Annotated in this window: 20 protein-coding genes and 1 pseudogene; 8 read left to right on the top strand and 13 right to left on the bottom strand. The window is 60.6% G+C overall.

Going from position 1 to position 26302, the window contains the following annotated elements; genetic code table 11:
• Window positions 1-204 precede the first annotated feature (204 nt).
• On the bottom strand, window positions 205-1785 hold the full coding sequence (ahpF, locus tag ACWXWJ_RS06290) for an alkyl hydroperoxide reductase subunit F (protein WP_473963869.1): 1581 nt from the start codon (window positions 1783-1785) through the stop codon (window positions 205-207).
• 189 nt (window positions 1786-1974) lie between these two features.
• On the bottom strand, window positions 1975-2538 hold the full coding sequence (gene ahpC, locus ACWXWJ_RS06285) for an alkyl hydroperoxide reductase subunit C (RefSeq protein WP_293790540.1): 564 nt from the start codon (window positions 2536-2538) through the stop codon (window positions 1975-1977).
• A gap of 357 nt (window positions 2539-2895) precedes the next feature.
• On the opposite strand from ahpC, the gene ACWXWJ_RS06280 reads away from it, so the two are divergent.
• Both ACWXWJ_RS06280 and budA read left to right on the top strand, forming a co-directional pair.
• Entirely contained in the window at window positions 2896-4344 is a 1449-nt protein-coding gene (locus ACWXWJ_RS06280) for a YeeE/YedE thiosulfate transporter family protein (RefSeq protein ID WP_473963868.1), read from the top strand.
• Window positions 4345-4425: 81 nt separating this feature from the next.
• On the top strand, window positions 4426-5157 hold the full coding sequence (budA, locus tag ACWXWJ_RS06275) for an acetolactate decarboxylase (RefSeq protein ID WP_293790546.1): 732 nt from the start codon (window positions 4426-4428) through the stop codon (window positions 5155-5157).
• A 61-nt stretch (window positions 5158-5218) separates the two neighbouring features.
• Here the strand turns inward: budA and ACWXWJ_RS06270 are convergent, their stop codons facing one another.
• The 3 genes from ACWXWJ_RS06270 to ACWXWJ_RS06260 form a co-directional block, all read right to left on the bottom strand.
• On the bottom strand, window positions 5219-7546 hold the full coding sequence (locus tag ACWXWJ_RS06270; protein WP_473963867.1) for a 3-hydroxyacyl-CoA dehydrogenase NAD-binding domain-containing protein: 2328 nt from the start codon (window positions 7544-7546) through the stop codon (window positions 5219-5221).
• 111 nt (window positions 7547-7657) lie between these two features.
• Complete coding sequence (locus ACWXWJ_RS06265; protein WP_473963866.1) at window positions 7658-8887, bottom strand: acetyl-CoA C-acetyltransferase; 1230 nt, start codon at window positions 8885-8887, stop codon at window positions 7658-7660.
• Between the two features lie 190 nt (window positions 8888-9077).
• The gene (locus ACWXWJ_RS06260) at window positions 9078-9908 is read right to left on the bottom strand and encodes a class I SAM-dependent methyltransferase (RefSeq protein ID WP_473963865.1); all 831 of its coding nucleotides are present in this window, start codon (window positions 9906-9908) and stop codon (window positions 9078-9080) included.
• 106 nt (window positions 9909-10014) lie between these two features.
• Between ACWXWJ_RS06260 and ACWXWJ_RS06255 the strand changes: the two genes are divergently transcribed.
• A complete protein-coding gene (locus tag ACWXWJ_RS06255; RefSeq protein ID WP_293790558.1) occupies window positions 10015-11169 on the top strand; it encodes a glycosyltransferase family 4 protein in 1155 nt (384 codons plus the stop codon).
• On the opposite strand, the gene ACWXWJ_RS06250 is transcribed toward ACWXWJ_RS06255, so the two are convergent.
• Entirely contained in the window at window positions 11120-12892 is a 1773-nt protein-coding gene (locus tag ACWXWJ_RS06250) for an MmpA family trehalose lipid delivery protein (RefSeq protein WP_473963864.1), read from the bottom strand. The genes ACWXWJ_RS06255 and ACWXWJ_RS06250 overlap by 50 nt on opposite strands.
• Window positions 12893-12920: 28 nt before the next feature.
• Entirely contained in the window at window positions 12921-14189 is a 1269-nt protein-coding gene (gene pgfA / locus ACWXWJ_RS06245) for a cell envelope lipid trafficking protein PgfA (RefSeq protein WP_473963863.1), read from the bottom strand.
• 224 nt (window positions 14190-14413) lie between these two features.
• On the opposite strand from pgfA, the gene ACWXWJ_RS06240 reads away from it, so the two are divergent.
• Entirely contained in the window at window positions 14414-15688 is a 1275-nt protein-coding gene (locus ACWXWJ_RS06240; RefSeq protein WP_473963862.1) for an acyltransferase family protein, read from the top strand.
• 1301 nt (window positions 15689-16989) lie between these two features.
• Here the strand turns inward: ACWXWJ_RS06240 and ACWXWJ_RS06235 are convergent.
• The 4 genes and pseudogenes from ACWXWJ_RS06235 to ACWXWJ_RS06220 form a co-directional block, all read right to left on the bottom strand.
• Window positions 16990-19050, bottom strand: a pseudogene (locus tag ACWXWJ_RS06235) (DUF3367 domain-containing protein); the annotation flags it as partial.
• 14 nt (window positions 19051-19064) lie between these two features.
• Complete coding sequence (locus ACWXWJ_RS06230; RefSeq protein ID WP_473963861.1) at window positions 19065-19268, bottom strand: DUF2613 domain-containing protein; 204 nt, start codon at window positions 19266-19268, stop codon at window positions 19065-19067.
• Window positions 19269-19367: 99 nt separating this feature from the next.
• Entirely contained in the window at window positions 19368-19916 is a 549-nt protein-coding gene (locus ACWXWJ_RS06225; protein ID WP_293790573.1) for a universal stress protein, read from the bottom strand.
• 57 nt (window positions 19917-19973) lie between these two features.
• Window positions 19974-20213 carry a hypothetical protein gene (locus ACWXWJ_RS06220; protein WP_448306869.1) on the bottom strand — a complete coding sequence of 80 codons (240 nt, stop codon included), beginning with the start codon at window positions 20211-20213 and terminating at the stop codon, window positions 19974-19976.
• Between ACWXWJ_RS06220 and ACWXWJ_RS06215 the strand changes: the two genes are divergently transcribed.
• Complete coding sequence (locus ACWXWJ_RS06215; RefSeq protein WP_473963860.1) at window positions 20212-21192, top strand: glycoside hydrolase family 3 N-terminal domain-containing protein; 981 nt, start codon at window positions 20212-20214, stop codon at window positions 21190-21192. The two genes, ACWXWJ_RS06220 and ACWXWJ_RS06215, sit on opposite strands and share 2 nt — an antisense overlap.
• Window positions 21193-21234: 42 nt before the next feature.
• Window positions 21235-22995 carry a VanW family protein gene (locus ACWXWJ_RS06210; RefSeq protein WP_473963859.1) on the top strand — a complete coding sequence of 587 codons (1761 nt, stop codon included), beginning with the start codon at window positions 21235-21237 and terminating at the stop codon, window positions 22993-22995.
• 130 nt (window positions 22996-23125) lie between these two features.
• On the opposite strand, the gene ACWXWJ_RS06205 is transcribed toward ACWXWJ_RS06210, so the two are convergent.
• Both ACWXWJ_RS06205 and ACWXWJ_RS06200 read right to left on the bottom strand, forming a co-directional pair.
• Window positions 23126-23452, bottom strand: coding sequence for a hypothetical protein (locus tag ACWXWJ_RS06205; RefSeq protein ID WP_473963858.1), 327 nt, complete (start codon window positions 23450-23452; stop codon window positions 23126-23128).
• A gap of 55 nt (window positions 23453-23507) precedes the next feature.
• A complete protein-coding gene (locus ACWXWJ_RS06200) occupies window positions 23508-23849 on the bottom strand; it encodes a hypothetical protein (RefSeq protein ID WP_473963857.1) in 342 nt (113 codons plus the stop codon).
• 496 nt (window positions 23850-24345) lie between these two features.
• Here ACWXWJ_RS06200 and ACWXWJ_RS06195 point away from each other — a divergent pair, with 496 nt between their 5' ends.
• Both ACWXWJ_RS06195 and dcd read left to right on the top strand, forming a co-directional pair.
• Window positions 24346-25707 (top strand): UDP-glucose dehydrogenase family protein, encoded by a 1362-nt coding sequence (locus ACWXWJ_RS06195; protein WP_473963856.1) that lies wholly within the window; start codon window positions 24346-24348, stop codon window positions 25705-25707.
• 25 nt (window positions 25708-25732) lie between these two features.
• Window positions 25733-26299, top strand: a complete 567-nt coding sequence (gene dcd / locus ACWXWJ_RS06190; RefSeq protein WP_473963855.1) for a dCTP deaminase — start codon at window positions 25733-25735, stop codon at window positions 26297-26299.
• Window positions 26300-26302 lie beyond the last annotated feature (3 nt).

Raw genomic sequence — 26302 nt, 5'->3', positions numbered from 1 at the left:
TAAGCCATACCGGGACCAGCGACTATCCCCATTATCAGGGACACTCACAAGGTAACGGGTAGATAGCTCAGTGGGGCTGGTGGGGCTGGTGTGGCGCGCAGCGGTTACCGCCAGGTCGCGCAGCCCCGCTACGCAGCAGTTACCGCCAGGCTGCGCAGCCAGACCGCGCCGTCAGACCAGCTAGGCCTTCGGCGCACCCAGTCCCTAGGCCTTCGGCGCAGTCACCGTGTACTGCCACGCGCCTAGCGCAGCGTTTGCGCCAGCACCCTGGGCAATCACGATCTGCTTGAAGGGCACTTCCGTGCAGTCGCCGGCGGCGTACACACCCGGGATGTTGGTGGCATTGTGCTCGTCCACCACAATCTCGCCCATCTTATTCAGCTCCATGCCGGATTCGCCCAGCCACTGGGTATTCGGCACCAGGCCGATCTGGATGAACACGCCCGCGACGTCCAGAGACTTCGACTCGTCGTTAGTGCGGTCCGTGTAGTTCAGGCCGGTGACGTTCTTGCCGTCGCCCACGATCTCCGTCGTAGCTGCCGACGTAATCACGTCGATGTTCGCGGTTTCCTCCACGCGCTGCATCAGGATGTCATCCGCGCGGCAGGCCTCGCCGAACTCCAGAACCGTCACGTGCTTAACCACACCCGCCAGGTCCAGTGCAGCCTCGATGCCCGAGTTTCCGCCGCCGATTACGGCCACGGACTTCCCCTTGAACAGTGGGCCATCGCAGTGCGGGCAGAAGGTCACACCCTTGTTGCGGTACTCTTCCTCGCCTGGAACGCCCAGGGTTCGCCACTGTGCGCCCGTAGCAATAATCAGGGCACGGGCGCGCAGGGTGGCGTCATCTCCAAAGTGCACCGTGTGCAGGCCACCTTCCTCGGCGGCAGGGGTCAGACCGGTCGCAGCCTGGGCCTTCACCACGTCAATGTCGTACTGGCCGACGTGCTCTTCGAACTCCGCCGCCAGCTGTGGGCCTTCGGTGCGCGGCACAGAGATGAAGTTCTCGATCGCGTTCGTGTCCAGCACTTGGCCGCCGAAGCGCTCACCGACCAGGCCTACGTTCAGTCCCTTACGGGCAACGTAGATGGAGGCTGCCGCGCCCGCCGGACCTTGGCCGACGACCAGCACCTCGAAGGGCTCTTTTTCGTTCAGCTTCTTCGCCTCGCGCGCGGCGGAACCAGTGTCCAGCTTGCGCACGAAGTCCTCGATGGTGGTGCGCCCCTGGCCGAACTCCTCCCCGTTGAGGTAGATGGTCGGCACGGCCAGGACGTTGTTTTCCTTCACTTCGTCCTGGAATAGCGAGCCTTCCACTGCGGTGTGCTTGATGCGCGGGTTCAGCACCGCCATGGTATTGAGCGCCTGCACGACGGTCGGGCAGTTCTGGCAGGTCAGGGACATGTAGGTCACGAACTCGTAGTCGCCGTCCAGGTTCTTTACCTGCTCGATGAGGTCTTGGTTTTCCTTGACTGGGTTGCCGCCGACCTGCAGCAGCGCCAGTACCAGTGAGCTGAACTCGTGGCCCATCGGAATGCCTGCGAAGGTTACGGAGATATCGCTTCCAGTCCGCACGATGCTGAAGGCGGGCTTGCGCTCGTGTGCTTCGTCGTCGCGGCGTGTGGTGATCTTATCGGACAGCCCGGCGATGTCCTGCAGCAACTTCTCCAGGTCTTCGGAAGCCGATCGGTCATCCAGGCCGTATACCAGCTCGATGTCCTCGGTAATGCGCGGGACGAGTTGGCCTAGTTGTTTGCGCAGGTTGTCATCCAAAAGTTGCTTAGCCATGTGAGGCTCTCTCTTTCTTTCTTCCTATTGACGCCACCCCAATCGGGTATTGCGCCACGGTGGGTTCTTCGGGGGAGGAGGCGTTGTGTTTTCTATTAGGGGCACTAAAAACGGCGGGCGGGATCCGTAAATGGAAAGCCCTGCCCGCCGTGGGTTTCCCGCTTCTATGCAGCGGGGGATAAGGGTTTGTTAGATCTTGCCAACCAGGTCGATGCCCGGGGTCAGGGTGTCTTCGCCCTCTTCCCACTTGGCGGGGCAGACCTCGCCTGGGTGCTCTGCGACGTACTTAGCAGCCTTGACCTTGCGGACCAGCTCGGAAGCGTCGCGGCCGATACCCTCGGCAGTCTGTTCGATGTACTGGATCTTGCCCTCTGGGTCTACCAGGAAGGTAGCGCGGTCAGCCTGGCCGGCGCCCGGGCGCATGTTCTGGAAGTTGTTGGTCAGCTGGCCGGTGGAGTCGCCCAGCATGTAGTAGTTCACCTTGCCGACCTGATCGGACTCTGCGTGCCATGCCTTGTGCACGAAGTGGGAGTCGGTGGAAACGGCGTAAACCTCTACGCCCAGACCCTTCAGCTCCTCGTAGTGGTCAGCCAGGTCGCCCAGCTCGGTGGGGCAGACGAAGGTGAAGTCACCCGGGTAGAAGAAGAAGATGGACCACTTGCCCAGGACGTCGTCCTTGGATACTTCGGTGAATTCACCGTTGAAAAAGGCGGGGTTGGTGAAGTCCAGAATCTCGGTGTTGATGAGGGACATGTTGTGCCTCCTAAGGGCTTGGCTTCGATGGATTTGTTTGGCAGTTTTTCGCAACCGTCGCCCCATAGCCTACCTACTTTCTTCAGCTCTGTTGTGGAGTTGAAATGGATTCCGAGTAGGAAATGCGGGTGGCGCCATTGCGATCCACCACCCATTATAGCATCGACTTTGTAAATTATCCACGATTTATAGGTTTGCATTGGTCTTGGGTTATGGGATTGGGTTGGGGGTTGTTATCAATGTTTATTGGGTCACTTTTGGACGCTATAGCTTTGTGGGGAGGGGTGACGAGCGCTAATATGACCGGAACAAAATAGACAGATCGGTTCACTTTTTGGATTTAGAGTAGGGGAGCCCATGATTCTCACCGGACTAGCTTTAGGTGCTGTCCTTGGCTGGGTTATGCAGCGCGGACGGTTCTGCGTCACCGGCATGATCCGCGACATTTTCCTCAACAAGACGTGGCGCGGCTTTAACGCACTGCTCATCGTTATCGCCGTACATGCCGTTGGCCTTGCCGCTCTCACTTCTGCGGGTGTGATCACTCCGGAGTACAAGTCCTTTGCTCCAATAGCAGTGGTTCTCGGTGGGTTGCTGTTCGGCGCAGGAATCGTGTTGGCCGGCGGTTGCGCGTCTGGCACCTGGTACCGCTCGGCAGAAGGCCTCATCGGTTCGTGGCTTGCCCTCGTGTTCTATGCGGGAAGCGCTGCGGCTATGAAGGGTGGCGCGCTGAACTTCCTCAATGAGGGATTGCGAAGCTGGAAGCTGCCCATAACCACCATCCACGGTTCTCTAGGTATCTCCGTCTGGTGGCTAGTGATTCCCTTCGCCATCGGTGTGGCCTTTCTTACCCGGCACTTCCTTTCGCAGGAAGCTAAGGCGCCCACGATGGCAACGCTGAAGCCAAAGAAAACTGGCTTGGCGCACGTACTCGCAGAGAAGCCATGGCATTTCTACCCGACCGCAGCGATCATCGGTGCGCTTGGAGTGCTCGCATGGCCGCTGTCGGCAGCGACCGGACGTAACGACGGCCTGGGTATTACCAGCCCCTCGTCCAACCTGTCGAAGTTCCTCATTGGCGGTGAAGACAAGGTCGACTGGGGAGTCATGCTGGTGCTTGGCCTCCTAGTAGGAGCGTTCTTCGCGGCCAAGGCGTCGGGAGAATTCCGGCTGCGCGTTCCTTCCGCCGAACAGGCCGTCCGCTCCGTTATCGGCGGTGTGCTGATGGGTGTGGGCGCGTCCGCTGCGGGTGGCTGCACCGTGGGCAACGGCATGGTGCAGACCTCCCTGTTCAGCTACCAGGGATGGGTTGCGCTGCTGTTCATCGCCATCGGAATCGGCATTGCCTCCAAGCTGTGGCTCAAACCCACCGACGCGGTGCCTGGCCAGACTCAGACCAAACCGCGCAACGTAAATCCCACCAGCACTGGAACGAGTGCTGCAGACCACGAGTCCATGGCTGCTCAGCTGGGGTTCCAAACCACCGGAACGCTCCTGCTAGATCGGAAATCTACGGCGGCGGAGGCTGTGGCGCCGAAAAGCGATGAGGGAGACAACGGCCTCCAGCTAGTCGGCGAGCGAACCTATAAGCTCGACACCCTCGGTGCGGTGTGCCCTTTCCCGCTGGTAGACGCGAAGGCGGCAATGTCTGACCTTGCCGTCGGTGATTCACTGCAGATCGATTTCGACTGCACCCAGGCGACGGACGCCATCCCACGATGGGCTGCCAACGATGGCCATGAGGTCACGAACTTTGAGCAGACCACCGACGCCGGTTGGACGATTACCGTGAAGAAGGGCTGCTAGTCTCCCCCGCTTCGGGGTGCCTGGGGAATGAGTGGCGTCACCAAAAAGCGAATGGCCGGTGGCTCCAGCAACAATGGGGGCATGAGCGATTCACCGGTAACCAGGCACACAATCTTTCAGAATTCCCTGATGACCGCCCTCCTGGACGGTATTTACGACGGCGAGATGACCGTCGGAGAGCTGCTGGGCAAGGGCAACTTCGGGCTCGGAACATTCGACGCATTGGATGGCGAGATGGTGATCATCGACGGCGTTTGCTATCAGCTGCGCCACGACGGCACCGCCACCCGCGCGGATCTGGAGACCTGTAGCCCTTATGCCGTGGCCACCAACTTCGTACCCCGCATCCGGCGCCGTGCGCCGGAGAATATCCGTCGCGCGGATCTATCGAAGTTCATCGACGGCATGACTCCCTCTTCGAATTACATGTACGCCGTCCGCATTACCGGGCATTTTAGTAGCGTGGTGACGCGCACCGTAATCAAGCAGGAACCGCCGTATCGGCCGATGGTGCAGGTCACGGAGGATGACGCCGAGCAGCACTTCACCGACGTGACGGGCATTATCGCGGGCTTCCGCACACCGGTCTACGAAAAGGGGATCTCCGTTCCCGGCTGCCACGTGCACTTCATCGACGACTCGCGCACCGTCGGCGGGCATGTGCTGGATTTCACCCTGGAGGAGGGCAAGATCGAACTGTGCCCTGGAACTGACCTGGAGCTGCGACTACCGTTGACCAGCGCGTTCTCGCAGGCGAACCTGGATCCGGAGGATCTAGACGAGCAGCTGCACAAGACAGAGGTAAAAGACTAGCCCCGATTAATGGCTCCGCGGAACCATTAACCGGGACTATTACCTAAAAGGGGAGGAAGAACTACTTCTTCAGCGACTCCAGCGGAGTGAAGCGCTCGCCGTACTTGGCGGCCAGCTCTTCGGCGCGGGCAACGAAGCCTGCAACGCCGCGGGTCGGGTAGTCGCCACCGTCGCGGTCTGCCACCTTGCCCTCAGGCAGAACGGCAGCGGCCGGGCGGTCGTAGTTCTTGATGTACTGACGGGTACCACCGGTCCATGCCGGGAAGCCGATACCCATGATGGAGCCGATGTTGGCATCCGCATCGGAGGTCAGCACGCCCTCGTCGATGCACTTCTGGGTTTCCAGAGCCTCCGCGAACAGCGGGCGCTCGACCAGGTCGATGAAGGCCGGGGCGTCAGCCGGAACGTTGGAGCCAGCGGATACGCCGGTGGAATCAGTAGCAGCCTTCTTGGCAGCGCCGACGGTGGCGGAATCCAGGCCGGTGCCTGCAACGGTGGACTCGCCGTCGGCGACCTTCACCTTGCCGGCGCCCAGCTCGTCCCACAGGCCGCGCCACAGGCCGGTGCGGCGGCCTTCCTCGTTGTACTCGTAGAAGCCCTTGCCCTCGAGCTTGCCCGGGCGGTCGTACTCGTCCAGCATCTTGTCTACGATCTCGGTCACGCCACCGTCGTCGACGGTGAGGCCAGCGGCCTCCTGAGCAGCCCGGGTCTCGGAGCCGATCTTGCGGGCCAGCTTCAGGTTCAGCTCGTCCTGCAGCTGCAGCGGCGGTGCCGGGTAGCCGGCCTGGCGGCCAGCGGCCTCGATCACGGCCGGGTCGATGCCCTCAGCCAGCATGCGCATAGCCTCGTTCAGGAAGAAGCCGATAACGCGGGAGGTGTAGAAGCCACGAGAGTCGTTGACGACGATCGGGGTCTTGCGGATCTGGCCGGTGAAGTCCAGGGCTGCAGCCAGGGTCTCGTCGGAGGTCTCCTCGCCCTTGATGATCTCCACCAGCGGCATCTTGTCTACCGGGGAGAAGAAGTGGATGCCGATGAAGTCCTTCGGGCGCTTTACACCCGTAGCCAGTTCGGTAATCGGCAGGGTAGAGGTGTTGGAGCCCAGTACACAATCCTCCGGCACGGCAGCCTCGATCTCTGCCCAGACCTTATGCTTCAGCTCGGTGTTCTCGAACACGGCCTCGATCACGATGTCGCAGTCGGACAGGTCGGAGTAGTCAACGGAAGGCTTGATGCGGTCCAGCAGGGCCTTGGACTTCTCCTCGGTGGTCTTGCCGCGCTTCAGTGCCTTGGCCTCCAGGCCCTCGGAGTAGGACTTGCCCTTCTCAGCGGCCTCCATCTTGATGTCCTTCAGCACGACCTCCATGCCAGCCTTTGCTGCCACGTAAGCGATCGCTGCGCCCATCATGCCGGCACCAACCATGCCCAGCTTCTTGAACTGCTTCTTCTCGACGTCCTTGGGGCGCTGGCCGCCACCGTTGCAGTACTGCAGGTCGAAGAAGAATGCCTGCATCATGTTCTTGGAGGTCGTGCCGGTGACCAGCTCCACGAAGTAACGGGTCTCTACGGCCGTGGCCTCTTCGATGTTCTTCAGCTGTGCGCCCTCAACGGCGGCCTTCAGGATGGCCTTCGGAGCCGGCATCGGTGCGCCCTTGATCTGCTTGGTCACGTTAGCCGGGAAGGAGGGCAGGAACTGTGCCAGCTTCGGGTTGGTCGGGGTACCACCCGGGATCTTGAAGCCCTTCTGATCCCATGGCTGGGTAGCTTCCGGGTTCTCCTTGATCCACTTCTTCGCAGCGTCAACCAGCTGGTCAGCCGGGACGATCTCGTCGATCAGGCCGGGCTTCAGTGCGTCCTCGGCACGGAACTGGCGTCCGGTGGTCAGGACCTTCATCAGTGCGTCCTGCAGACCCAGCATGCGAACCATGCGGGTCACACCGCCGCCACCGGGCAGCAGACCCAGGGTGACCTCTGGCAGGCCTACCTTCAGGCCTTTGGCGTCAGAAGCAATGCGGTGGTGGGTAGCCAGCGCGATCTCCAGGCCACCGCCGAGAGCCGCACCGTTGATGGCGGCGACAACCGGCACGCCGAGGGTCTCGATGGCGCGCAGGCCGGCCTTCATGCCGTCGATCTGCTTGGTGATTGCTTCTGCATCTTCCGGGGTGGACTTGATCATCGACTTGATGTCGCCACCTGCGAAGAAGGTCTTCTTCGCGGAGGTAATGACCACGCCCTTGGCCTCGCCGGATTCCACTGCGCCCTGCAGCTTCTCCACGAGCTCGGGCAGCTCGCCCTGGAAGGTGTCGTTCATGGTGTTGACCGGCTGGTTCGGGTCGTCCATGGTGATGGTTACGATGCCGTCGCCATCCTGGTCCCACTTGAACATGCTCATGTGTGATGCTCCTTGTTTTATGTATTGACGCCCTCACGCATCCGTTCGCGGGAGGAAGTCAGAGGAAAATTTTGAGTGTTTCTGGTGCTTTTGGTTTGCGGGAAAGGTCGGTTAGACGCGCTCGATGATCGTGGCCACACCCATGCCAGCTGCGACACAGAGGGTGATCAGGGCGTAGCGACCGCCGGTGCGGTGCAGCTCGTCGACAGCGGTACCGGTGATGATCGCGCCGGTGGCGCCGAGCGGGTGACCCATGGCGATGGCGCCACCGGAGACGTTCAGCTTCTCGTCCGGAATGTTCAGCTCGCGCTGTGCACGCAGGACGACGGAGGAGAATGCCTCGTTGATCTCCCAGATGTCGATGTCCTCGGGCTTCAGGCCCGCCTTGGCCAGAGCGGCGCGGGAAGCTGGGGCCGGGGCGGTCAGCATGATGGTCGGCTCCACACCGGAAGTAGCGACGGAGACAACGCGGGCACGCGGGGTCAGGTCGAAGTCCTTACCGGCCTGCTCGGAACCGATGGCCAGCAGGGCTGCGCCGTCGACGATGCCGGAGGAGTTACCTGCGTGGTGCAGGTGGTTGATGCGCTCCAGCTGCGGGTACTTGGTCTGTGCGACAGCGTCGAAACCACCCTGGTCGCCGATCATGGCGAAGGCGGGCTTCAGGCCAGACAGACCCTCGACGGTGGTGCCGGGGCGGATGGTCTCGTCGCGGTCCAGCAGGGTCACGCCGTTCTGATCCTTCACCGGAACGACGGTGCGGTCGAAGCGGCCTTCTTCCCAGGCCTTGGATGCGCGCTCGTGGGATCGAGCTGCGAAGGTGTCCAGATCCTCGCGGGTCAGGCCGTCCAGGCTGGCGATGATGTCAGCGGAGATGCCCTGAGGGATGAAGTCGTTGTAGAAGTTGGAGGCCGGATCCATGGCCAGGGCGCCGCCGTCGGAACCCATTGGGACGCGGGACATGGACTCCACGCCACCGACGAAGACCAGGTCGTCCCAGCCGGAGCGGATCTTCTGGGCACCAAGGTTCACGGCGGTCAGGCCGGAGGCGCAGTAGCGGTTCACCTGGAAGCCGGTGGCGGTGTACGGCAGGCCGGCGTTCAGGGCGGCGGTGCGGGCGATGTCCATGCCCTGGTCGCCGACGGGGGTGACACAGCCAGCGATGACGTCGCTGATGCGGTTGGGGTCGATGCCCGGGTTGCGCTCAATGATTGCCTCGATCAGACCGGAGAGCAGGTCGACGGGCTTTGCGGTGTGCAGGGAGCCGCCCGGCTTGCCCTTGCCACGCGGGGTGCGGACGGCGTCGTAAATGAATGCCTCTGGGGCGCCAGTGTTACTGGTCATGTCAGTCCTATTTCCTATCGTTCTCGACAGTGATTTGTTAGTGATTTGTACGCGCAAAGCACTAACCTTGTGTCTCACGCCACATTACCCGTTCTTTGGGGAAATAGTTGTAGTCTTATGTCTTTTCTTGCCCCTTTTATGCCCCACGTGGTGCCCCCATTGAGGTGGATCATGGGGGATAGCCGGGGAATCAGCGCTTTTGAAAGACCAATACCAAGTTCGAGACCGCGAACTCGCGTAGCCCCGGAACCCTCACCATCCACCATGCCCACCACGGGTGATACCGCGGGAAAGCGGCCACGAGCTCGGCGGGATCATCCGCGCGGGCGTGCACCTTGCGGCCGTATTCCAAACCATCAGAGGCCGAAACGTTAAACAGGCTTTCGCCCCAACGGTTTTTCGGCGGCTTGCCCATCTTCTGCTCATAGCGCCGGGCTGCGAACTCCCCGCCCACGTAGTGCTGCCATAGGCCGGTTTCGTGCCCGCCGAACGGACCCAACCACACCGTGTAGCTGTAGATCATTACTCCGCCGGGTTTCGTCACCCGTAGCATTTCGTCCGCCATCCGCCACGGATCCGGCACGTGTTCGGCGACATTGGAAGAGTAGGTGATGTCGAAGGCGTCACTAACAAAAGGTAGATCTAGCCCCGAACCCCGCACCGAGGTCTGCAGCTTAATACCTGCGGCGGCCATCTCGCCTACGTCCGGTTCGCAGGTGTAATAATCCGCGCCGGCTTTGTCGAAGGCCACACCGAAGTAGCCGGGTCCGCCGCCAACGTCCAGGATCTTTGCGCCATGCAAAGGCTCCTCAGCTGCACTAGCTGTTAAGCCACGCACGCCGGCGTAAACGTCCCGGATCAACCCGACCGTGTCCGCAGCTAGGTGGCCGTAGAAAATATCCGGGCGAGTTTGCTCGTATTTGAAATCACTCAGCAGGCCAAAAGAACGGCGTAGTGTCGCACGGCGACGAAAGACGCTCAACACTGTGTGCTGCCGGGAGGGGTGGTTATTAAGACTCATCGAGTGTCCATCTTTTCAGGTTGCGAGGCGATTGTGCGCACGTTTCGCTAAAGATTCGCCAAAGCCCTCAAAGGTGCAGGCAGGGGTGGATAGAATAGTGTTCATCATGAAAGTACTGCTTCTCTGTTGGCGCGACACGAACCACCCCGAAGGTGGCGGCAGTGAGCGTTATTTGGAGCGAGTCGGGCAGTACCTCGCCGACCAAGGCCACCAGGTAGTTTTCCGCACGGCACACTACTCCGGTGCGTCTCGTTCGGAACAGCTGAGCCCCAACTTCCGCTTCTCCCGTGGGGGCGGAAACTTAACGGTCTACTTGCGTGCCCTAGCTGCGATTCTTGCCGCACGTCGGGGGCGGGGGCCGTTAGCGGATATCGGGCGCCCAGATGTGGTGGTGGATACACAAAACGGTGTGCCTTTCTTCGCCTCCCTCGTAGCGGGCGCCCCCACGGTCGTGCTCACCCACCACTGCCACCGTGAGCAGTGGTCTGTCGCAGGCCCGGTGCTCTCCCGTATCGGGTGGTTTATCGAATCGACTCTCTCGCCATGGATCCACCGCCGTCGCCGTTGGGTCACTGTCTCGGCACCGTCGGCCGAGGAGTTTATCGAGTTGGGTGTGCCTCGCGGCAATATTGAGATCATTCGTAACGGCGTGGATCCGGTTGCTTCCTCTTTGATTCCGGACGCCCCTAACCCCAACTCCGACGATGCCATTGAAGAACCGACGATTCACTTGGTGGCGCTTTCTCGACTGGTGCCCCACAAGCAGATTGAACATGCGCTCGACGCGGTAGCCGCGGTGGCGCGCACCCACCCGAACGTACGCTTGGACGTTATCGGCGACGGGTGGTGGGCCGACCGTCTGCGGGACTATGCCCGCGAGCTGGGCATCGAACCGCTGGTGATCTTCCACGGCTACGTGTCCGAGGAGTTGAAGCACCGAATCCTCAACCGCGCCTCGGTGCACGTAATGCCTTCCCGGAAGGAAGGATGGGGTCTAGCCGTCATTGAGGCCGGGCAACACGGAGTGCCAACTGTGGGTTATGAGTCTTCTGCCGGGCTGCGGGATTCTGTTATTGACGGGGAAACCGGTCTGCTGTGCGATTCGCCAGGTGGGCTGATGAATGCGGTGGAGTTTCTCCTGGACAACCCCGAGAAGCGCCGGGCAATGGGGCGTGCCGCGCAGCGCCGTGCGCGGGAGTTCTCCTGGGAAGCTACCGGAGCTTCGTGGGAGAAACTGCTGCGCGAGGAGGCCGAGCACTAGTCTGCCTCTGGATTGTGCGCCATAGCCACAAGCACATTCCCCACATCATGAGCATCCAGTAGAAAGTCATGCCCACGTACAGCGGTGCGCGATCCTGCACAGGGTTCTTCGGAAGTGTTGGACTTTGTACCCGGAAAAGTTCGTAGTTATCGGAGCTTAAGACTCGGCGGATGCCCTTCGAGTTCAGCACCTGCATAGCTTTGGCCATCGCCTCTCCGTCGCTGACAGAGTACCAATCCACCAGCACCCAGCTCACGCCGTTGCGCTTCAGGGTGTTCTTGCCACTCATAAGGTCAGACAGGATTGCCATACTGGCCGGGTTGCCGTCGACCACGTGACCATCGACGACCAAAAACCCCGGATCCATCGGCGAGCCCGGCAAGAGCTTCAGCCCAGGAGCCACGTGTGGTCGGTTGCCTCTGGAGCGATAATTTCCGGGCGGTAGCAGAACAATCTTTCCCTTGGGCGCGCCAGAGATGATGTTGGACATTTGGTCCCAAGTATTGGAAAGCTCCACACGTTTCAGCGGAGCCATGTCGGCAGGAAAGGCTGGAACCGTCAGTACACACGCAGCCGCCAGCCCCAGGGCCGCCGCCTGAGGCGCCCACTTCGGTAGAGCGGTGCCCTTAGGAGAGTCTTCCGGTGCACGGTGCGGATCCAGCCGTTCCACGGCGACGGCCAAAAGAAGCACAAAACCGGGGATGGCTAGGCAGACGAACTTGGTTGTATCGCGGAACATGCCCGCACCGGGCACATGGCTAATGGCAAAGCCCATAAGATCCACGCCCCAAGGAGTGGCCAGCAGAGGGGGCGTCACTAAGGCAAGAACCGTCAGTACCGCGGCGGCTCGGTAGACGCGCCACAGCTCTTTAAAGCCGAGCAACAACACTACGCACAACAGCATGCCGATGACCACAGACATCAAGGTGCGAGAAGGTGGGGAAGCCTCAGCATTCCACACACCGGAAAGTCCCATGGTGGAGGCGAGGGGGCCTAGAAACGATTCGCCACGGGCGGAGAACAGAGAAGCCGACAGTGCATCGGAGCGGGTTTGCGAAGGATTGGAGATCCACAGCGCCGGCAGCATCCACGGAAGGGAAGCGACAGCGCTCGCCGCCAAACTGCGCAGGCGTTCCCCGCGTGAAGGAGCAAAAACCAGCGCCGTGATCAGTGCCAAGATCAGGCCCGTGGGGACAAAACCGCAAAGGCAGATCGCGACATAAAGCAGTCCGTGGCGGCGAGCCGCGGATAGATAAGCGATGGCTGGCAGCAACATTCCCGCAGTGGCGACGGTCCATTGCCCCTGCAGAAAACGCTCGATAACAAAGGGGTTCCACACGACGAAAAGAGCCGCCAGTAGCTGTGTCGATAGCCGTCCCTTTGCCATCCCCCGCACCATCTTGGCCGCAAAGAAACACCCCATCAAACTTGAGACAATGACAAGCGCGCTGGCTATGAAGGATGCCGGGATAGTCGGGGAAAACAGGGTGAGGATCGCATCCTGCGGTAGGGCACGTGGGGCGCCATCATTGATCCCCAGGTTGTTGGAGTTGCCCGGCAGCGAGTGGGGAACAAACATGTCCCGCAGTAGATAAGCCTTGGTGGGGTCGGGGCGCAGCCCCAACCAAAACGGCCACAGAGTAACTATGGAAACTACAAAAGACCACCCCAGCACGATCAGGCTATCGCGCTTGGCGGTGGTCTTAAGCGACTGCGAATTCACAGCCAATAGTCTAGTAGTTCAGCGGGGATTATTTGCCTGCCAGGCGGGCTGAACGGTGGGCAATCCAACCGATAACCAGAAGGATCAGGCCAACTGCACCCAGAATCCACGGCAGGATGGTGCCCATGAGCTTCATCTTCTTGATGCCGTCGCTGGCCTTGCTCATCTGCTGCTTGCGAGACTCATCGTCCCACGCGCCGGGGAAGTACACGGCGGTGCGGGTCGGATTCTTGATCTCTTCTTCCTTGTTTTCGTAGATGCGCTGAGCGTCCTCGTCGTCCTGTGCGTAGTACTGGAAGACTTCCTCGGAGCCGTTGACGATCACGCCGGTATCCGGCTGCACGCGCAGCACGCGGTGGACGGTGTAGTAGCGGGACATTTCGACCTCAGGGCCGAGGTCTTCCTTTTTGTCGGCGCCTTCTTCGTCTTTCTTGTCGGCGTCCTTCTTGTCGTCCTTCTTTTCGGCGGACTTGTTCTTAATCTCGTCCTCGCTCAGGCCCCACACCTTCGCCGGGAACTTTAGGCGCAGCGCAGCCAGGGTGCCCTCGTCGCCCTTGGACAGCTCACCATCGGCCTCCAGGCGCTCACGCAGAGCCGGGTACAGCTCGGTTGGGGGAACGGTCTGCTCGAAGCGGTAGACCTTCTCGCCATCCTGCTCCTCCTCGCCGACGTAGTCGATCGGCTGGGTCTTTAGGATCTGCATGTCGAAGTAGTCGTAGGACTTACGGTCAGTGCCCATCGGGAACTGGTAGGTGATACCGGGGCGGGTAAACGGCGCTACGGAGGTCTCAACCTCTTCGTCTTCGCCCTTCTTCGCCGCTGCATCCAGCGCTGGTGCGTTTAGCTCCACCGAGGACGTCGGGTCTGGCACAGGCATCTGGGTCTTGCGATCCAGAGTGACGTGGTCGATGGAGGCGCTAATCAGGTTCTTCGGCTCCTTCCTGTCCGTACGGAACAAAGTCTGGCCGGCCTCGAAAGTCACGACCTTATCGTCCGAGGGCTCCTGTGCGGTCGTAAAACGCTGGGACTGCATCTCGAGCCCCTTGTTGATAAAGCACTTGACCTGCGGATTGTCGCCCTTGCACTCGGGCTTGTCCTTGTTGTCGCCGACCGGCTTGCCGGAAGCTAGTGCGCCGGAATCTAGCAGATTACCTTCGGTCTTTGGGGTGCCAGTGGTGGACACGAGGTCCAGTGGCAGCACCTTGCCCTTCGGGACGACATAAGTGGGCAGTGCAATGGCAAAGACCAGCAATGCCACGCCGAGCACGATCGCTACGGAGGAGAGGATTCTCTTCATAGGATGGTTTTTCCTGACTCTATTTGTCTGCTTTTATCCGGACCACTGGCCGGAGGAACAAGATTCTGATGTGACTGTAGTTAGCCTGTGAAGCTTCCAATACTTTAGCCAATCAAAACTAGATACTTCGTAGATTTAAAATATTTTTCCAGAAAAGTCTGGTTTGCAGCTTCCGCCTGCAGTTTTGCTCTATCCAGTCCGCCCGGTCGGTTATGCTGATCCCGATGAGCCCAAAGAAAGTATCCGCCCGACCCGCGCCTTTCCTCCCCGCGTTGGAGGGTCTGCGCGCGATTGCCTGCTCCGGCATCATCATCACCCACGTCGCGTTCCAGACTGGTGCGGATACCGGCAACCTTCTTAACCGCATGATGGCGCGCACGGACTTCTTCGTCCCGGTGTTCTTCGCGCTCTCCGGTTTCCTGCTGTGGCGCCGTCACCGGGCGGATTTCTCATTGTCGACCTCGCACGACAATCTGATGACTCTCGCGGGCTACTACGTCAAGCGTCTCGGGCGCATCTTCCCCGCCTATCTGGTTACCGTCGCCATAGTTCTGCTGTTCTTCCCGGTAGCGGGTGCACCAACGGCATGGCAGATGCTATCCAACATCACCATGACGCAAATCTACGTCGACGGTGGTCTCATCGGTGGGCTGACTCACCTATGGAGCCTGTGCGTAGAAATGGCCTTTTACCTCGTTCTCCCGTTAATCGGTGTGGCGTGGGGGCGTCAAGAACGAAAGTGGCGTATCGCGTGGATCGTCGGGGTGGCGGCGGCAAGCTTTGGCTGGGCTTTTATCCCCGCATTCGCCGACGCGCCGGAGCCGGGCGGGCTTAATCCGCACATCATGCCACCTGCGTTTATTGCGTGGTTCGGGGTGGGATTGCTCGGCGCAGAGCTGGAGTCGATCGTGCAGGATCGCGCCTACGCACTGACGGGTAAGCAAGGTGCCGAGGGCATTGACGCCCGTTACCAGTTGCCAACGGTTCGAGCTATCGCGAAGTTTCGCTGGGTGTTTTGGCTCCTGGCTGTGGGGGCGCTGGCGGTTGCAGCTTCGGACGGGCCGGAAGGGCTTACTCACGCGGCGCCGGCGGAGTTCGCCCGCCGGACGCTGTATGGGTTGGTGTTTGCGGCCTCGCTGATCGTGCCCTATACGTTGGCGCCAAGATCCACGTTCCTGGAGTCCGCGCTGATGCAGGCACTGGGGCGTTGGTCTTATGCGATCTTCCTGTGGCACATGTCGCTGCTTTCTATTGTGTTCCCACTGTTGGGCGTGAACCTTTTTAGCGGGCACACGGCGCTGGTACTGGTGGCGACGTTCGTGTTGAGCGTGCCGGTGGCCGCGCTGAGCTACTCCGTTGTGGAGGAGCCTGCGCGCCGGGCGATTAACTCTTGGTGGCGTTCGGTGCGCGCAGACCGGAACGACCGGGCGAGTACCGAGCCGACTACGACCAGCAACACGACGGCCAGTGCGCCGTTAACAACGAACCCACCTGCGTAGTAGTTTCCGCTGCCCCAGTTGCCGCGCACACACAGCAGCAAGGCGAGGAATGCCGCTGCGCCAGCGACAACCTTGGCCGCGCGGATAGCCCGGCGCACTCGTGGAGAATGCTGCGCAGGCTCCTCGTTTGCCACCAGTTCCGGGCGCGGCAGTCCGCGTGTCCGTCGTGCGACGAAAATGCATAGCCCCACCAGGACCAACGCTGCGACTAGTCCGATAGCCAGCCAGGCGCGGTACAGTCCCGTGCCTTCGAAGTGGATCTTTACCAGCCCGGAGGCGCCCTCCGGGACGATCCACCCCTGCTGCCAACCGTTGACGGTGATAGGTGTCAGCTGAATACTTTCGCCTCCGTTCTCCAGGGTGGCGATCCGTCCGGGGTTTGCTTGCGAGGGGCTGAATAGTACGCGCTTCTTGTCCGCAGGTTCCAAGCGAGTGCCTTGCTGGAGGGGCTGGGCCGCCGGTGTTTCCCGCACTGCTGCGGCGAACAGTGGCTCGGCAACTGTCAGCGCCGACCAGCGTGCGGTGGTGGACAGGACGTGCTTGCCCGCTGTGAGGTTGAGCGTGTCCCCGCAGAAGTAGTCTTGCCCGTCGATCGTTACCGGCGCACCCTTCTTTCCGTCAGCTGTGCATTCGGAGGAGTGGACAACAACCGGCAGTTCGCCGGTACCATTGCCGACGGATTTGGGAATCTCAAAGCCGCGCAGCATCACGGATTCATTGATCTCTTGGCCAAAAACCCACCGGTTTAGCGTCGACTTGTTATCGCTTTCCCCGGCAGCAGGCACAGCAGGCACAGTGGGTACTCGCCGCGGGGTCACGTCCTCATCGCCGTCGGCCAGTACCTTTGCCTCGGCGATGCCGAAGTCACCGAAGGCGCCCACAATCGTTACGCGGATCGAATCTGCGCGCCCCGCGGGCACCTTGACCTTGTTCGTTTCGCCGGGCTTGAGGGTAGCGCTGGTGCCCGAAACCGTCTTGCCCTGCAGATATGTTGTCACCTGCACGCGTGCGGGCCGCCCCTGAATGTCTAGGTGCAACCCAAGCTTGTTGTGTGCGTCGCCCACCCGGAACTCGATGTACTGTCCGGCAACGTTGCCGACCGTCGGCCGCCACGCGGTGCGCTGTGAGCCATCCACTGCGGAGGTTGCCGACGAATATGTTTCCGCACCACCGAAGCCCGTTGGGTCTGCTGCGGTTGATGAAACACGTACCTCGCCCTGGGCTTCCACATGCGTCATTTCCTCCGGAGACAGCGGACGCCCATCGGCATCGCGCACTGGGTAATCCCGCACCGGATTGAGTACTTGGCTGGGATCGTCGAGGCTGCGGATCTCACTGTCGGCGCCCACCACGTTGCCGTAGTTATGTTCACGCAGCGCAGGCGTGTCGGTTACCGTTTGTGCCGGTACCCCTAGGTCTTTTCCTTGGGACGCCCCCACGCGCGTCCGCGGCACGCCTTGCCGGCCTAAGGCAGCGTCCGCTGCCGCCAGGCGGGGAAGGGCCTCGGGGCTGGCATGGGCGACGTCGATACGTTCGGCGTCGATAATCCGCAGATCACCCGCGGTGCCGTCGGTGCCATCTGTAACACCGCCGTCGACGCGATAGATCCGCACCTGGTCGTCGCCGAAGGAGGCGACTTCCTCGAATCCGCCCGATCGGTCGAGGGTGCGCTGAACCCGCTTGGCGCCCGGCGTATCGGCAGCGGTGGTGAGGTCGTAGCGCAGCAGCAGATAGCCCACGCCTTGTTGCCACAACGTAGGGGCGAGGGTGGGGATGGCTGTGCCGGACTCGAGTTCGCGCTGGAGTCCGTCCAACCCACGGATGGCCTCGGGCTGTACTAGTGGAACGGAATCGCGCACGACCCACGGCACGTCCAGTAGTGGCTGAGCGGGTTCGTCGCGGGTGTTTCCCCAGGTCTGTCGACCAAATCGAGCCTCGGGGAGGATCATGGTGCGGGCAGGGGTATGGGAATCCCCGGCTTCCTTCTTGACCTCGGAGTTCAACCAGTCGGCGGCTTGGGTCCAATAGTCAGGAATCTGGCGGTAGGCATCGGCGGCAGCGATGCGCCCACTCCAGCCCGTGGCGGTGACCACGGCGATCAATAGGCTTATGGCGATGGTGCGGGGAACCTCCGGGTACTTTTCCGGGTTGCGCCACCGTGCCCAGCGCTCGCGGCTAAGTCCCGGCCAGGGGAGGCGTGCAAGGCCGTGGGCGATACCGACCACCAGTGCGAGTCGCACTAGTGGATCGAATTTGTGCAGGTTGCGCAGCGGGGCGCCCGCACTGTCGAGAAATACGCGACCCCACACGGAGAGCGGAGAGATCGGGGCGGTGGCAAACACCATTGCGCCGATTCCCACTAACAGAATCGCCAGCCAGCGACGGGCGAAGGGAAGGTTCGGGCGGGTAAGCCCCCACAGACCCAGAAAGGCGACCAGTAGGGTTCCGGCGATGAAGACCGGTTCGCCGACCAGCGCGTAGCCGCCCTGACGCTCGGCGGAGAGGAAAGGGGTCCAGCTGGTGGTGCCACGCAGAATCTCGGCGAGGTTCATCCAATTGGTCGTCAGCGAGGCTGACTCGATGTAATCCGTGAACGGCGGCGAGTATTTCCCCAGCAGCAGGAGTGGACCGATCCACCAGAATGTGGCGAGCAACCCGGCGGGAACCCACCACAGTGCGAAGTAGAGACCCACCCGTGGACGGCGCAGGCACATGCCGAGCCAGAAAATCACTGCGGGCAGGATGGCCACAACTGTAGCGACGGCATTCACTGCGCCGAGGAAGAGGACGGCCAGCGCGCTGAGGAGGGCGTATTTCGCGAGGTAGGCGCGTGAGCGCCGGTCGGGCCAACCTCGTCCACCTCGCGTTATGAGGGCAGCACTTGCTACCGGCAACAACACCCAGGGCACAAGTGCGCACACCCACGCCTCGGAGCTAATAGCCCCCAACGTGGTGAGAATGCGTGGAGATAGGGCAAAGAGGATGCCGGCGATCACCCGCGAGCTGCGGCTACCGATCTGGAGCCGTTGCAACAGCAGGACAGTGCCAGCGAAAGCGAGCGTAAGTAGTAGCCCCCACCACAAGCGTTGCGTTATCCAATTGGGCAGGAAGGAAAAGACTGCGAAGAATAGGCCGTGGGGGAACAGGTATCCGTAGGCCTGGTTCTGCAATTGCCCCAGGGGGAAAGTATCCGTCCAGGGGTACAGCGCTTGGCGTAGAAAGCCCCAAGGATCGGCCGTTAGATCCAGTTTTGTATCGGCGGAGGTCAGCCCGGGGGACTGTAGGAACGCGAAAAGAAACCACGCAAGGGCACTAAGAGCCCATGCGCGGCGAGAAAGGGGACGGTGCGCCGAAGTTGGCACGTGGGTGGTGCGCCTTATTCTGCGCGGCCGCCGTACTGGACTGCGCCCAGGAAGGCATTGTCCTGGTTCACGGCGATCTGCTCATCGGTGGGGAGGTCAGTGGTGTCGGCCATTGCGCCAGCACCGAAGGTTGCGGCGCCGCCCAGAACCAGGCCTGCGACTGCGGAGGCGACCAGGGCGCCCAGGCCGCGACGGGTGGAGGCGGTTTCGTTAGCCATGTGATTTCCTGTTCCTAGTGGGACTGTTGTGGTTTTAGCGTACTAGCTTCTTGTTGATCGTACCCAATGAAACACGTCACAAACATTCGTTTGCGAAAACTAGTCCTCATCTTCAATGGGCGGGACAATCAAAACGGGGCGACCAGCGTTCTTAATGATGCTGTCCGACACGCTGGACTGCAGGAAAGACTTCCAACCGGAGAGGGCGCGAGTGCCCGTCACGATCAGATCCACGTCCAGTTCATCAGCTGCGTCAACAATGGCGCTCCAAATAGCCGTTCCGGACTCTACCAGAAAGGGTTCGGTAACAAAACCATGGGAGTTGGCTAACTCCACGCCCTCGTTACAGGTGTTGACGGCCTCAGCATAAGCCGGATCATCATCCTCTGGATGCTCGCCGGTCTCGTTGGACCAGTCGTGCTGCATCATGCCGCTCATGCCCGCTGCCCGTGCCGCCTGGCGGTGGATAGGCTCCCAGACGGTCAGGATGTAGGCGTTCTTCGCCGACAGGAAGCGCCCGGCGTGCTCCACAGCTCCGCGGGCCTCGGCGGAGCCGTCATAGGCGATGAGTACGGTATCGCCGCTCGCGTCAAAGGTTTTGTGCTGTGTTTGCTGCGCTTGTTCTGCCTGCTGTGCTTGTTCGGTCATGTTGCTCGCTCCTTGATATGCGCCCTTCGATTGGTGCGCTACACGTTGCGTTTGTTACTACGTTAATACTATGCCCCGTAGACATGTAGCCATTGGCGCCGTTGCGTGCGCTCTTCTTGTAGCCTCAAGCGCTTGTTCCTCTTCGACGCCCACTGACCAGCCCACCGCATCCTCCACCTCTGCCAGCACGTCCGCTGCCGCCTCTTCCGCGGACTCTCCGTCGACCAGCGGCAGTGCCGCCGAGGCGGAGAACCAAAAGGCTTGCACCCAGGTGGAGAACAAGGCCCCGAGGGACATGGCTGGCCGAATGCTGGCTGTGGGCGTCACTAGCTACGAATCTGCAGAACAAGCCATCGACGAAGGCGTGCGCCACCTTTTTATCGGCTCGCAGACTGATCGCTCAATCCTCAATGGCCAAGGTGATCCCGCGCGTAGCCTGGCAGCGCTGGAGAAGCGCGCGGGCGAACCACTGACGGTGAGTGTGGATGAGGAAGGCGGGCTGGTGCAACGCCTATCTGAGATTATCGGCGAACTGCCCAGCGCCAAGGAGATGGCGGAGACGATGAGCCCCGACCAAGTGCGCGACCTTATGGCCGAACATGGCAAGAAGATCCGCGACCTGGGCATTACCGTGGATTTCGCGCCAGTGGTGGACTTGGCTGGCGGGCAGAATGTCTCCGATAACGCGATCGGTTCCCGTTCCTTCAGTGCCGATCCGAAGGTTGCCACCGACTACGCACGGGCCTACTCGGAGGGGTTGCAGGAGGCCGGTGTGACTCCTGTCCTGAAGCACTTTCCAGGTCACGGTCATGCGACGGGGGATTCGCACATGGGTGCGGTGACCACTCCGCCGCTGGAGCAGATGCACGCTAACGACCTGCTACCTTTCCGGGAGCTGATCGACGTTGACGGAATGGCCGTCATGGTTGGCCATGTACAGGTTCCGGGACTCGGCGAGGGTCTGCCGTCGTCCGTGAACCCTGCCGCGTACAAGCTGCTGCGGGATGGTGGCTACGGCCCGCAGCATGACGCCGCAGGTTTCAATGGCGTGATTTATACCGATGACCTGACCGGAATGAAAGCTGTGACGGATCGCTACCCTGGTCCCGAGGCAGCTGTTGCCGCGCTGGCAGCCGGTGCGGATGTGGCATTGGCGGCGGCGGGTGCGGTGGAGATCCCCGATGTGGTGGAAGCCATCCGCAAGGCGATTGACGATGGGCGGATTCCGGAAGATCATGTGCGCGATTCTGTGAATCGCACTTGTAATCCGCGATAAAAGAATTCCCTGATCGGGGGTATTCACGATAGACTTACCTGCGTGAATTCTCAGGATCAGACGAGCAAAGGTCGCCCACACGGCCAGCACCGTGCGCAGGTGGGGGACGGGAACCGTCCCGTCAAGCCCCGCAAGCGACGAGGCATTCCGTGGTGGGCTTGGTTCTTTATCGGCTTGATCGGTTTGGGGGGCATCCTCTACGGCGTAGATCTGGCCATGAGTGAAGGCAAGGTTCCCCGGGGCGTAACCGTCGGTGGCGTAGACATCAGTGGCGTGGATAAATCCCAGGCTGAACAGCGCCTACGTAACGACCTGGGGGAGCGTACCCGACAGCCGGTCACTGTTCTGGCGGGCAATATGAGTACCAAGCTTGAGCCCACACAGTCCGGCATGCAGGTGGATTGGGGTGCCACGGTGGATCAGGCAGGGCAGCAGCCGCTGAACCCTATTACGCGTATCCGCTCGTTCTTCGAGACCCGCGAGGTGGGCATCATCTCGAAGATTACGGATGAGAACCTCAACCGCTCCCTGAATCGCGTGGAAAGGGAACTAACCCGCGACCCACAGAATGCTGAGCTTTCCGTTAATACCGAGGGCAAAGCTGACATTAAGGAAGACAAGCCGGGGCAGACTGTGGATCGGGAGCTGCTAAGTTCCGAGGTGCGAGACAACTGGCTGAACACTGATGGTCGCGTGAACGTGGAGGCGACCATCACGCCGGCTGATGCTGATAAGGACGCAGCCGAGCGGGCAGCCAAGCAGTACGTGGTGCCCGCGACGGCGAAGAAGTTGGTGTTCCATGGCCGGGAAAAGGTCGATGGTGTAATCACCCCACAGAACTGGCATGACATTTTGACCTTCAAGGTGGAAGGCGGTGAGTTCATGCCGCAGTGGAATACCGAGAAGGTGCAGGAGATCCTAGGCGAACAGCTTTCCAGCACTGAGGTGGAATATCGGGACGCTAGCTTCGAGTTCCACGGCGACGATATCGAGGTGGTGCCGTCCAAGGATGGTGTGGCTATTCAGTGGAAGGAAACGCTTGGCGACTTCCAGGCCAAGGCTCTGGATAAGAAGAAGCGCGATCATCAGGTTCTCTACGAAGAGAAGAAGGCAAAGTACACCACCGCACAGGCCAAGAAGGCACACTTTGACGATGTCGTCGGCACCTTTACCACTGGTGGCTTCAGTGGTTCGTCGGGTACCAATATTCGCCGTGTAGCGGAGATGGTGGACGGCGCCATCGTTCTGCCGGGCGAGACATTCTCTCTGAACGGGCACACGGGGCCGCGTGGTACGGAGCAGGGCTTTGTGGAGTCCGGCATTATTATTGACGGTCACGTCGGCAAGGCTGTGGGCGGTGGCATTTCACAGTTTGCGACCACGCTGTATAACGCTTCTTACTTCGCGGGCATGGAAGACGTCGCCCATACCCCGCACTCGTATTACATTTCCCGCTATCCGGCTGGCCGAGAGGCCACGGTGTACGAGGGGGCGATCGACCTAAAGTTTAAGAACCCATTTGATACTCCTGTGCGCATTAAGACGCGTGTGAGTGATGGCGACGTCACCGTGGAGCTGCGTGGCGTGAAGCAGGTGGATGTGGAATCCATCCCGGGTGAGCGGACGAACCCGACCTCGCCTAAGAAGATTGAGCTCGATGGTGACGAGTGCTCGCCATCTTCGGGTGCTCCGGGCTTTACCACTACTGATACGCGCGTGGTAAAGGATCTGAAGGGCAAGGAACTATCCCGCGAAACCCAGCGCACGGTCTACGATCCCCAGCCGATCGTGAGCTGTAAGTAAGAGCCTAAGCCTCCGGCGGCTCTGGGGGCGGGCCTACGGAGAACTGCAGGCATGCGAAAAGGGGCGGGAACGAAATATCGTTCCCGCCCCCTCGGCTATCGAAGCCCAGAGCTTGGAGCTCTAAAGGGTCTTAGATGATGATGCCCTGGTTCTTCAGGTAGTTGCCGATAGCAATGCCAACGCTAGCGATAGCGCCAGCAATAGCGGTGAAGGTCAGGGTCTTGGTCAGGATCCACCAGCCGGGCTGGTTGTCGATCTGCTCCTTACCCCACAGGTTAGCGCCGTGAACCTTGTCGCCGGTGTTCAGAGCCTCGCCGACGTTCTTATTAGCCTCAGCGGAGGAGCCGTAGATCGGGGACAGGTTCTGGTGACCCTCAGCGGAAGCAACAGCGGTGCTGCCCAGTGCAACGGAGGAAGCGGTGGCGATGGCCAGAGCGGCCTTGCGGAAGTTCTTCATGTTAGAATCCTTTTTCCTTGAAATCGTGTGATGAAAGAGAATTGCAGCTCTGGAATTAGCCCAGGAAGCCGTTGTACTTCAGGAAGTTGTAGGCCGGAGCAACGACCAGGCCCAGGACGGAAGCAGCTGCAGCAGCGATGCCGCCACCGACGAAGATCTTGGCCCACAGAGGAAGGGCGCTGTTCTTGTCCTCGCCGTCGTACTTCGGGTTCAGCCAGTTACCGACCTGGTCACCGGTGAAGTCCTGACCCCATCCGAGCTTGTCCTTCAGGTCGGAGGAGCCGGTAGCGGGTGGGTTCTGGCCCTCGTTGTTCTGAGCAGAAGCAACGGAAACGCCGGAGATGGCAACGGTGGTAGCGGTAGCAACAGCCAGAGCTGCGTTGCGGAACTTACGCATCTGAAATGCCTTTCTGAAAGTGTGAGCGGTTCGAAGTCTAGGACTTCACTCAAGCTCCCCCGGGGCTCCTTGTTGTTCACTTCTTCTTTCGTAAGAGAATCTCACAACTAAGCTGGAGAAACGCTGATAAGCCCTAACAAAAATAAACCTTAACAGGGAGTTGAAGTTTTTGGGAAGCTGGGAGGGAACTTTCGGTGTGATTTGGGTCATCTAAATCGTTTACGCGCTGAAGTGGGATAGCTTTCCCTCTTATATGCCCAGCTATACGGATATATCTATCAATAATCAGCGTGTCGCCTTGACTCCCGGATGGGGGTGCTGTTTCGGGGGTGGTGACGATATTTTTGAGCGTTCGGCACCTTACCGGGATTGATGATGTGCATACCTGACGCTCAGATTGGGCTTAGGAGTGCTCAAACGCAGTTAACCTAACGCTGCTAACAAGATCATCTGAAGGTTACTTCCCGTTTACCTAGCAATTGTAAATTTGCCTGCTATGCGTATGACAGTGTTTGGAACGGGATATCTTGGCGCAACCCACGCCGCCTGCATGGCCGAAATGGGCCACGATGTGCTCGGAGTCGATGTCGACCCGGACAAAATCCAGGCTCTTTCGGAAGGACGCGTACCTTTCTTTGAACCCGGACTGCCAGAAATCCTCACCCGCAACATTGAGGCTGGTCGCCTGCGCTTCACTACTGACTACGCAGAAGCGGCTGAGTTTGCCGACGTGCACTTCATCGGAGTGGGTACCCCACAGCGCAAAGGTTCATACGCTGCAGACACCACCTATGTAAATGCAGTTATCGAGACCCTCGCACCGCTAGTCAAGGGACAGCACACTGTATTCGGCAAGTCCACCGTGCCCGTGGGCACTGCGCACGAGCTGCAGTTGAAGGCCAATGACATAACGGCGGCGTCATCAAACAACGCACACATTGCTATTGCCTGGAACCCTGAGTTCCTCCGCGAAGGCCATGCTGTGAAAGACACATTGCACCCTGACCGCATCGTCCTAGGTCTGGGCGGGGATAGCTCCAGCAGCGAAGACCAAGCAGGACAACAGCGGGTTGAAGACCTCGCACGGGAGATCTACGCCCCCGCGCTCGACGAGGGAACCCCGTTCCTCGTCATGGATTTGCCGACTGCCGAACTGGTTAAGGTATCGGCCAATGCATTCCTAGCCACCAAGATTTCCTTTATCAATGCCGTCTCCGAGCTCTGCGAAATTGTCGGCGCGGATGTTACTGCGCTCGCCGATGCAATCGGCATGGATGATCGCATCGGCCGCAAGTTCCTCGGCGCAGGCCTGGGCTTCGGCGGCGGTTGCTTGCCAAAGGACATCCGCGCGTTCATGGCTCGTGCAGGTGAGCTCGGCGCCGACCAAGCACTGACGTTCCTTCGTGAGGTGGACGCCATTAATATGCGTCGCCGCGAGAAAACAGTAGAGCTGGCGCGCGAGACGCTGGGCGGTTCCCTGATCGGTCGGAACGTTACGGTTCTGGGTGCAGCATTCAAACCCAACAGTGACGACGTGCGTGATTCCCCAGCGCTATCCGTAGCAGGTTCACTATCTCTGAGCGGTGCGAATGTGACCGTGTACGACCCGCAGGGGATGGAGAACGCTGCGAAGATCTTCCCCACGCTCAACTACGCGCCCGATGTGGAGGAAGCGCTGCGTGGTGCGGAAATCGTCATTGTGGCGACGGAGTGGAAGCAGTTCCAAGAGCTCGATCCAGTGGCTGCCCGTGAGCTGGTGGCAGGGGAACACCCCGCCGTGCTGGATGGACGCAACTGCCTGCCCCGCAAGACCTGGGAGGCCGCGGGGTGGAAATTCCTGGCGTTAGGCCGGGGCTAACTCCACACCCGCTAGGCTATAGAGCGTGTTACTTTCAGACCGAGACATCCGCGCCGCCATTGAATCCGGCGAGTTGAAGATCGACCCTCACGACGACAAGATGGTTCAGCCATCAAGCATCGACGTGCGCCTCGACGGCCTGTTCCGCGTGTTCAATAACTCCAAATACACGCACATCGATCCGAAGCAGCCACAGGAAGAGCTCACCACCCTGGTGGAAGTCCCCGACAATGAGGCTTTCATTCTGCACCCCGGCGAGTTCGTCCTCGGCGCCACCTTGGAATGCTTCAGCATTCCCGCACACCTTGCTGGGCGCCTGGAAGGCAAGTCCTCCCTCGGTCGCCTCGGGCTACTTACGCACTCCACTGCGGGCTTTATCGACCCGGGCTTTAGCGGGCGCATCACCCTGGAACTTTCCAATACGGCCAACCTGCCCATCGCCCTTTACCCGGGCATGAAGATTGGGCAGCTGGCGCTCTTCGCCATGACTAGCCCGGCGGAATCCCCCTATGGTAGTGGCGCCTTGGGCTCCAAGTACCAGGGGCAGCGCGGCCCGACCCCCTCGAAGGCCTACCTGAATTTCCAAAAGTAACTG

The sequence above is a fragment of the Corynebacterium sp. p3-SID1761 genome, assembly GCF_055862885.1.
Note: the sequence above shows the minus strand (reverse complement) of the source record. Positions and strands in the feature narration are given on the sequence as shown.

Excerpts from the sequence above, each read along its gene's own strand:
- ahpF (WP_473963869.1), bottom strand. The coding sequence starts at position 1,785 with ATGGCTAAGCAACTTTTGGATGACAACCTGCGCAAACAACTAGGCCAA.
- ahpC (WP_293790540.1), bottom strand. The coding sequence starts at position 2,538 with ATGTCCCTCATCAACACCGAGATTCTGGACTTCACCAACCCCGCCTTT.
- ACWXWJ_RS06280 (WP_473963868.1), top strand. The coding sequence starts at position 2,896 with ATGATTCTCACCGGACTAGCTTTAGGTGCTGTCCTTGGCTGGGTTATG.
- budA (WP_293790546.1), top strand. The coding sequence starts at position 4,426 with ATGAGCGATTCACCGGTAACCAGGCACACAATCTTTCAGAATTCCCTG.
- ACWXWJ_RS06270 (WP_473963867.1), bottom strand. The coding sequence starts at position 7,546 with ATGAGCATGTTCAAGTGGGACCAGGATGGCGACGGCATCGTAACCATC.
- ACWXWJ_RS06265 (WP_473963866.1), bottom strand. The coding sequence starts at position 8,887 with ATGACCAGTAACACTGGCGCCCCAGAGGCATTCATTTACGACGCCGTC.
- ACWXWJ_RS06260 (WP_473963865.1), bottom strand. The coding sequence starts at position 9,908 with ATGAGTCTTAATAACCACCCCTCCCGGCAGCACACAGTGTTGAGCGTC.
- ACWXWJ_RS06255 (WP_293790558.1), top strand. The coding sequence starts at position 10,015 with ATGAAAGTACTGCTTCTCTGTTGGCGCGACACGAACCACCCCGAAGGT.
- pgfA (WP_473963863.1), bottom strand. The coding sequence starts at position 14,189 with ATGAAGAGAATCCTCTCCTCCGTAGCGATCGTGCTCGGCGTGGCATTG.
- ACWXWJ_RS06240 (WP_473963862.1), top strand. The coding sequence starts at position 14,414 with ATGAGCCCAAAGAAAGTATCCGCCCGACCCGCGCCTTTCCTCCCCGCG.
- ACWXWJ_RS06230 (WP_473963861.1), bottom strand. The coding sequence starts at position 19,268 with ATGGCTAACGAAACCGCCTCCACCCGTCGCGGCCTGGGCGCCCTGGTC.
- ACWXWJ_RS06225 (WP_293790573.1), bottom strand. The coding sequence starts at position 19,916 with ATGACCGAACAAGCACAGCAGGCAGAACAAGCGCAGCAAACACAGCAC.
- ACWXWJ_RS06215 (WP_473963860.1), top strand. The coding sequence starts at position 20,212 with ATGGCTGGCCGAATGCTGGCTGTGGGCGTCACTAGCTACGAATCTGCA.
- ACWXWJ_RS06220 (WP_448306869.1), bottom strand. The coding sequence starts at position 20,213 with ATGTCCCTCGGGGCCTTGTTCTCCACCTGGGTGCAAGCCTTTTGGTTC.
- ACWXWJ_RS06205 (WP_473963858.1), bottom strand. The coding sequence starts at position 23,452 with ATGAAGAACTTCCGCAAGGCCGCTCTGGCCATCGCCACCGCTTCCTCC.
- ACWXWJ_RS06200 (WP_473963857.1), bottom strand. The coding sequence starts at position 23,849 with ATGCGTAAGTTCCGCAACGCAGCTCTGGCTGTTGCTACCGCTACCACC.
- ACWXWJ_RS06195 (WP_473963856.1), top strand. The coding sequence starts at position 24,346 with ATGCGTATGACAGTGTTTGGAACGGGATATCTTGGCGCAACCCACGCC.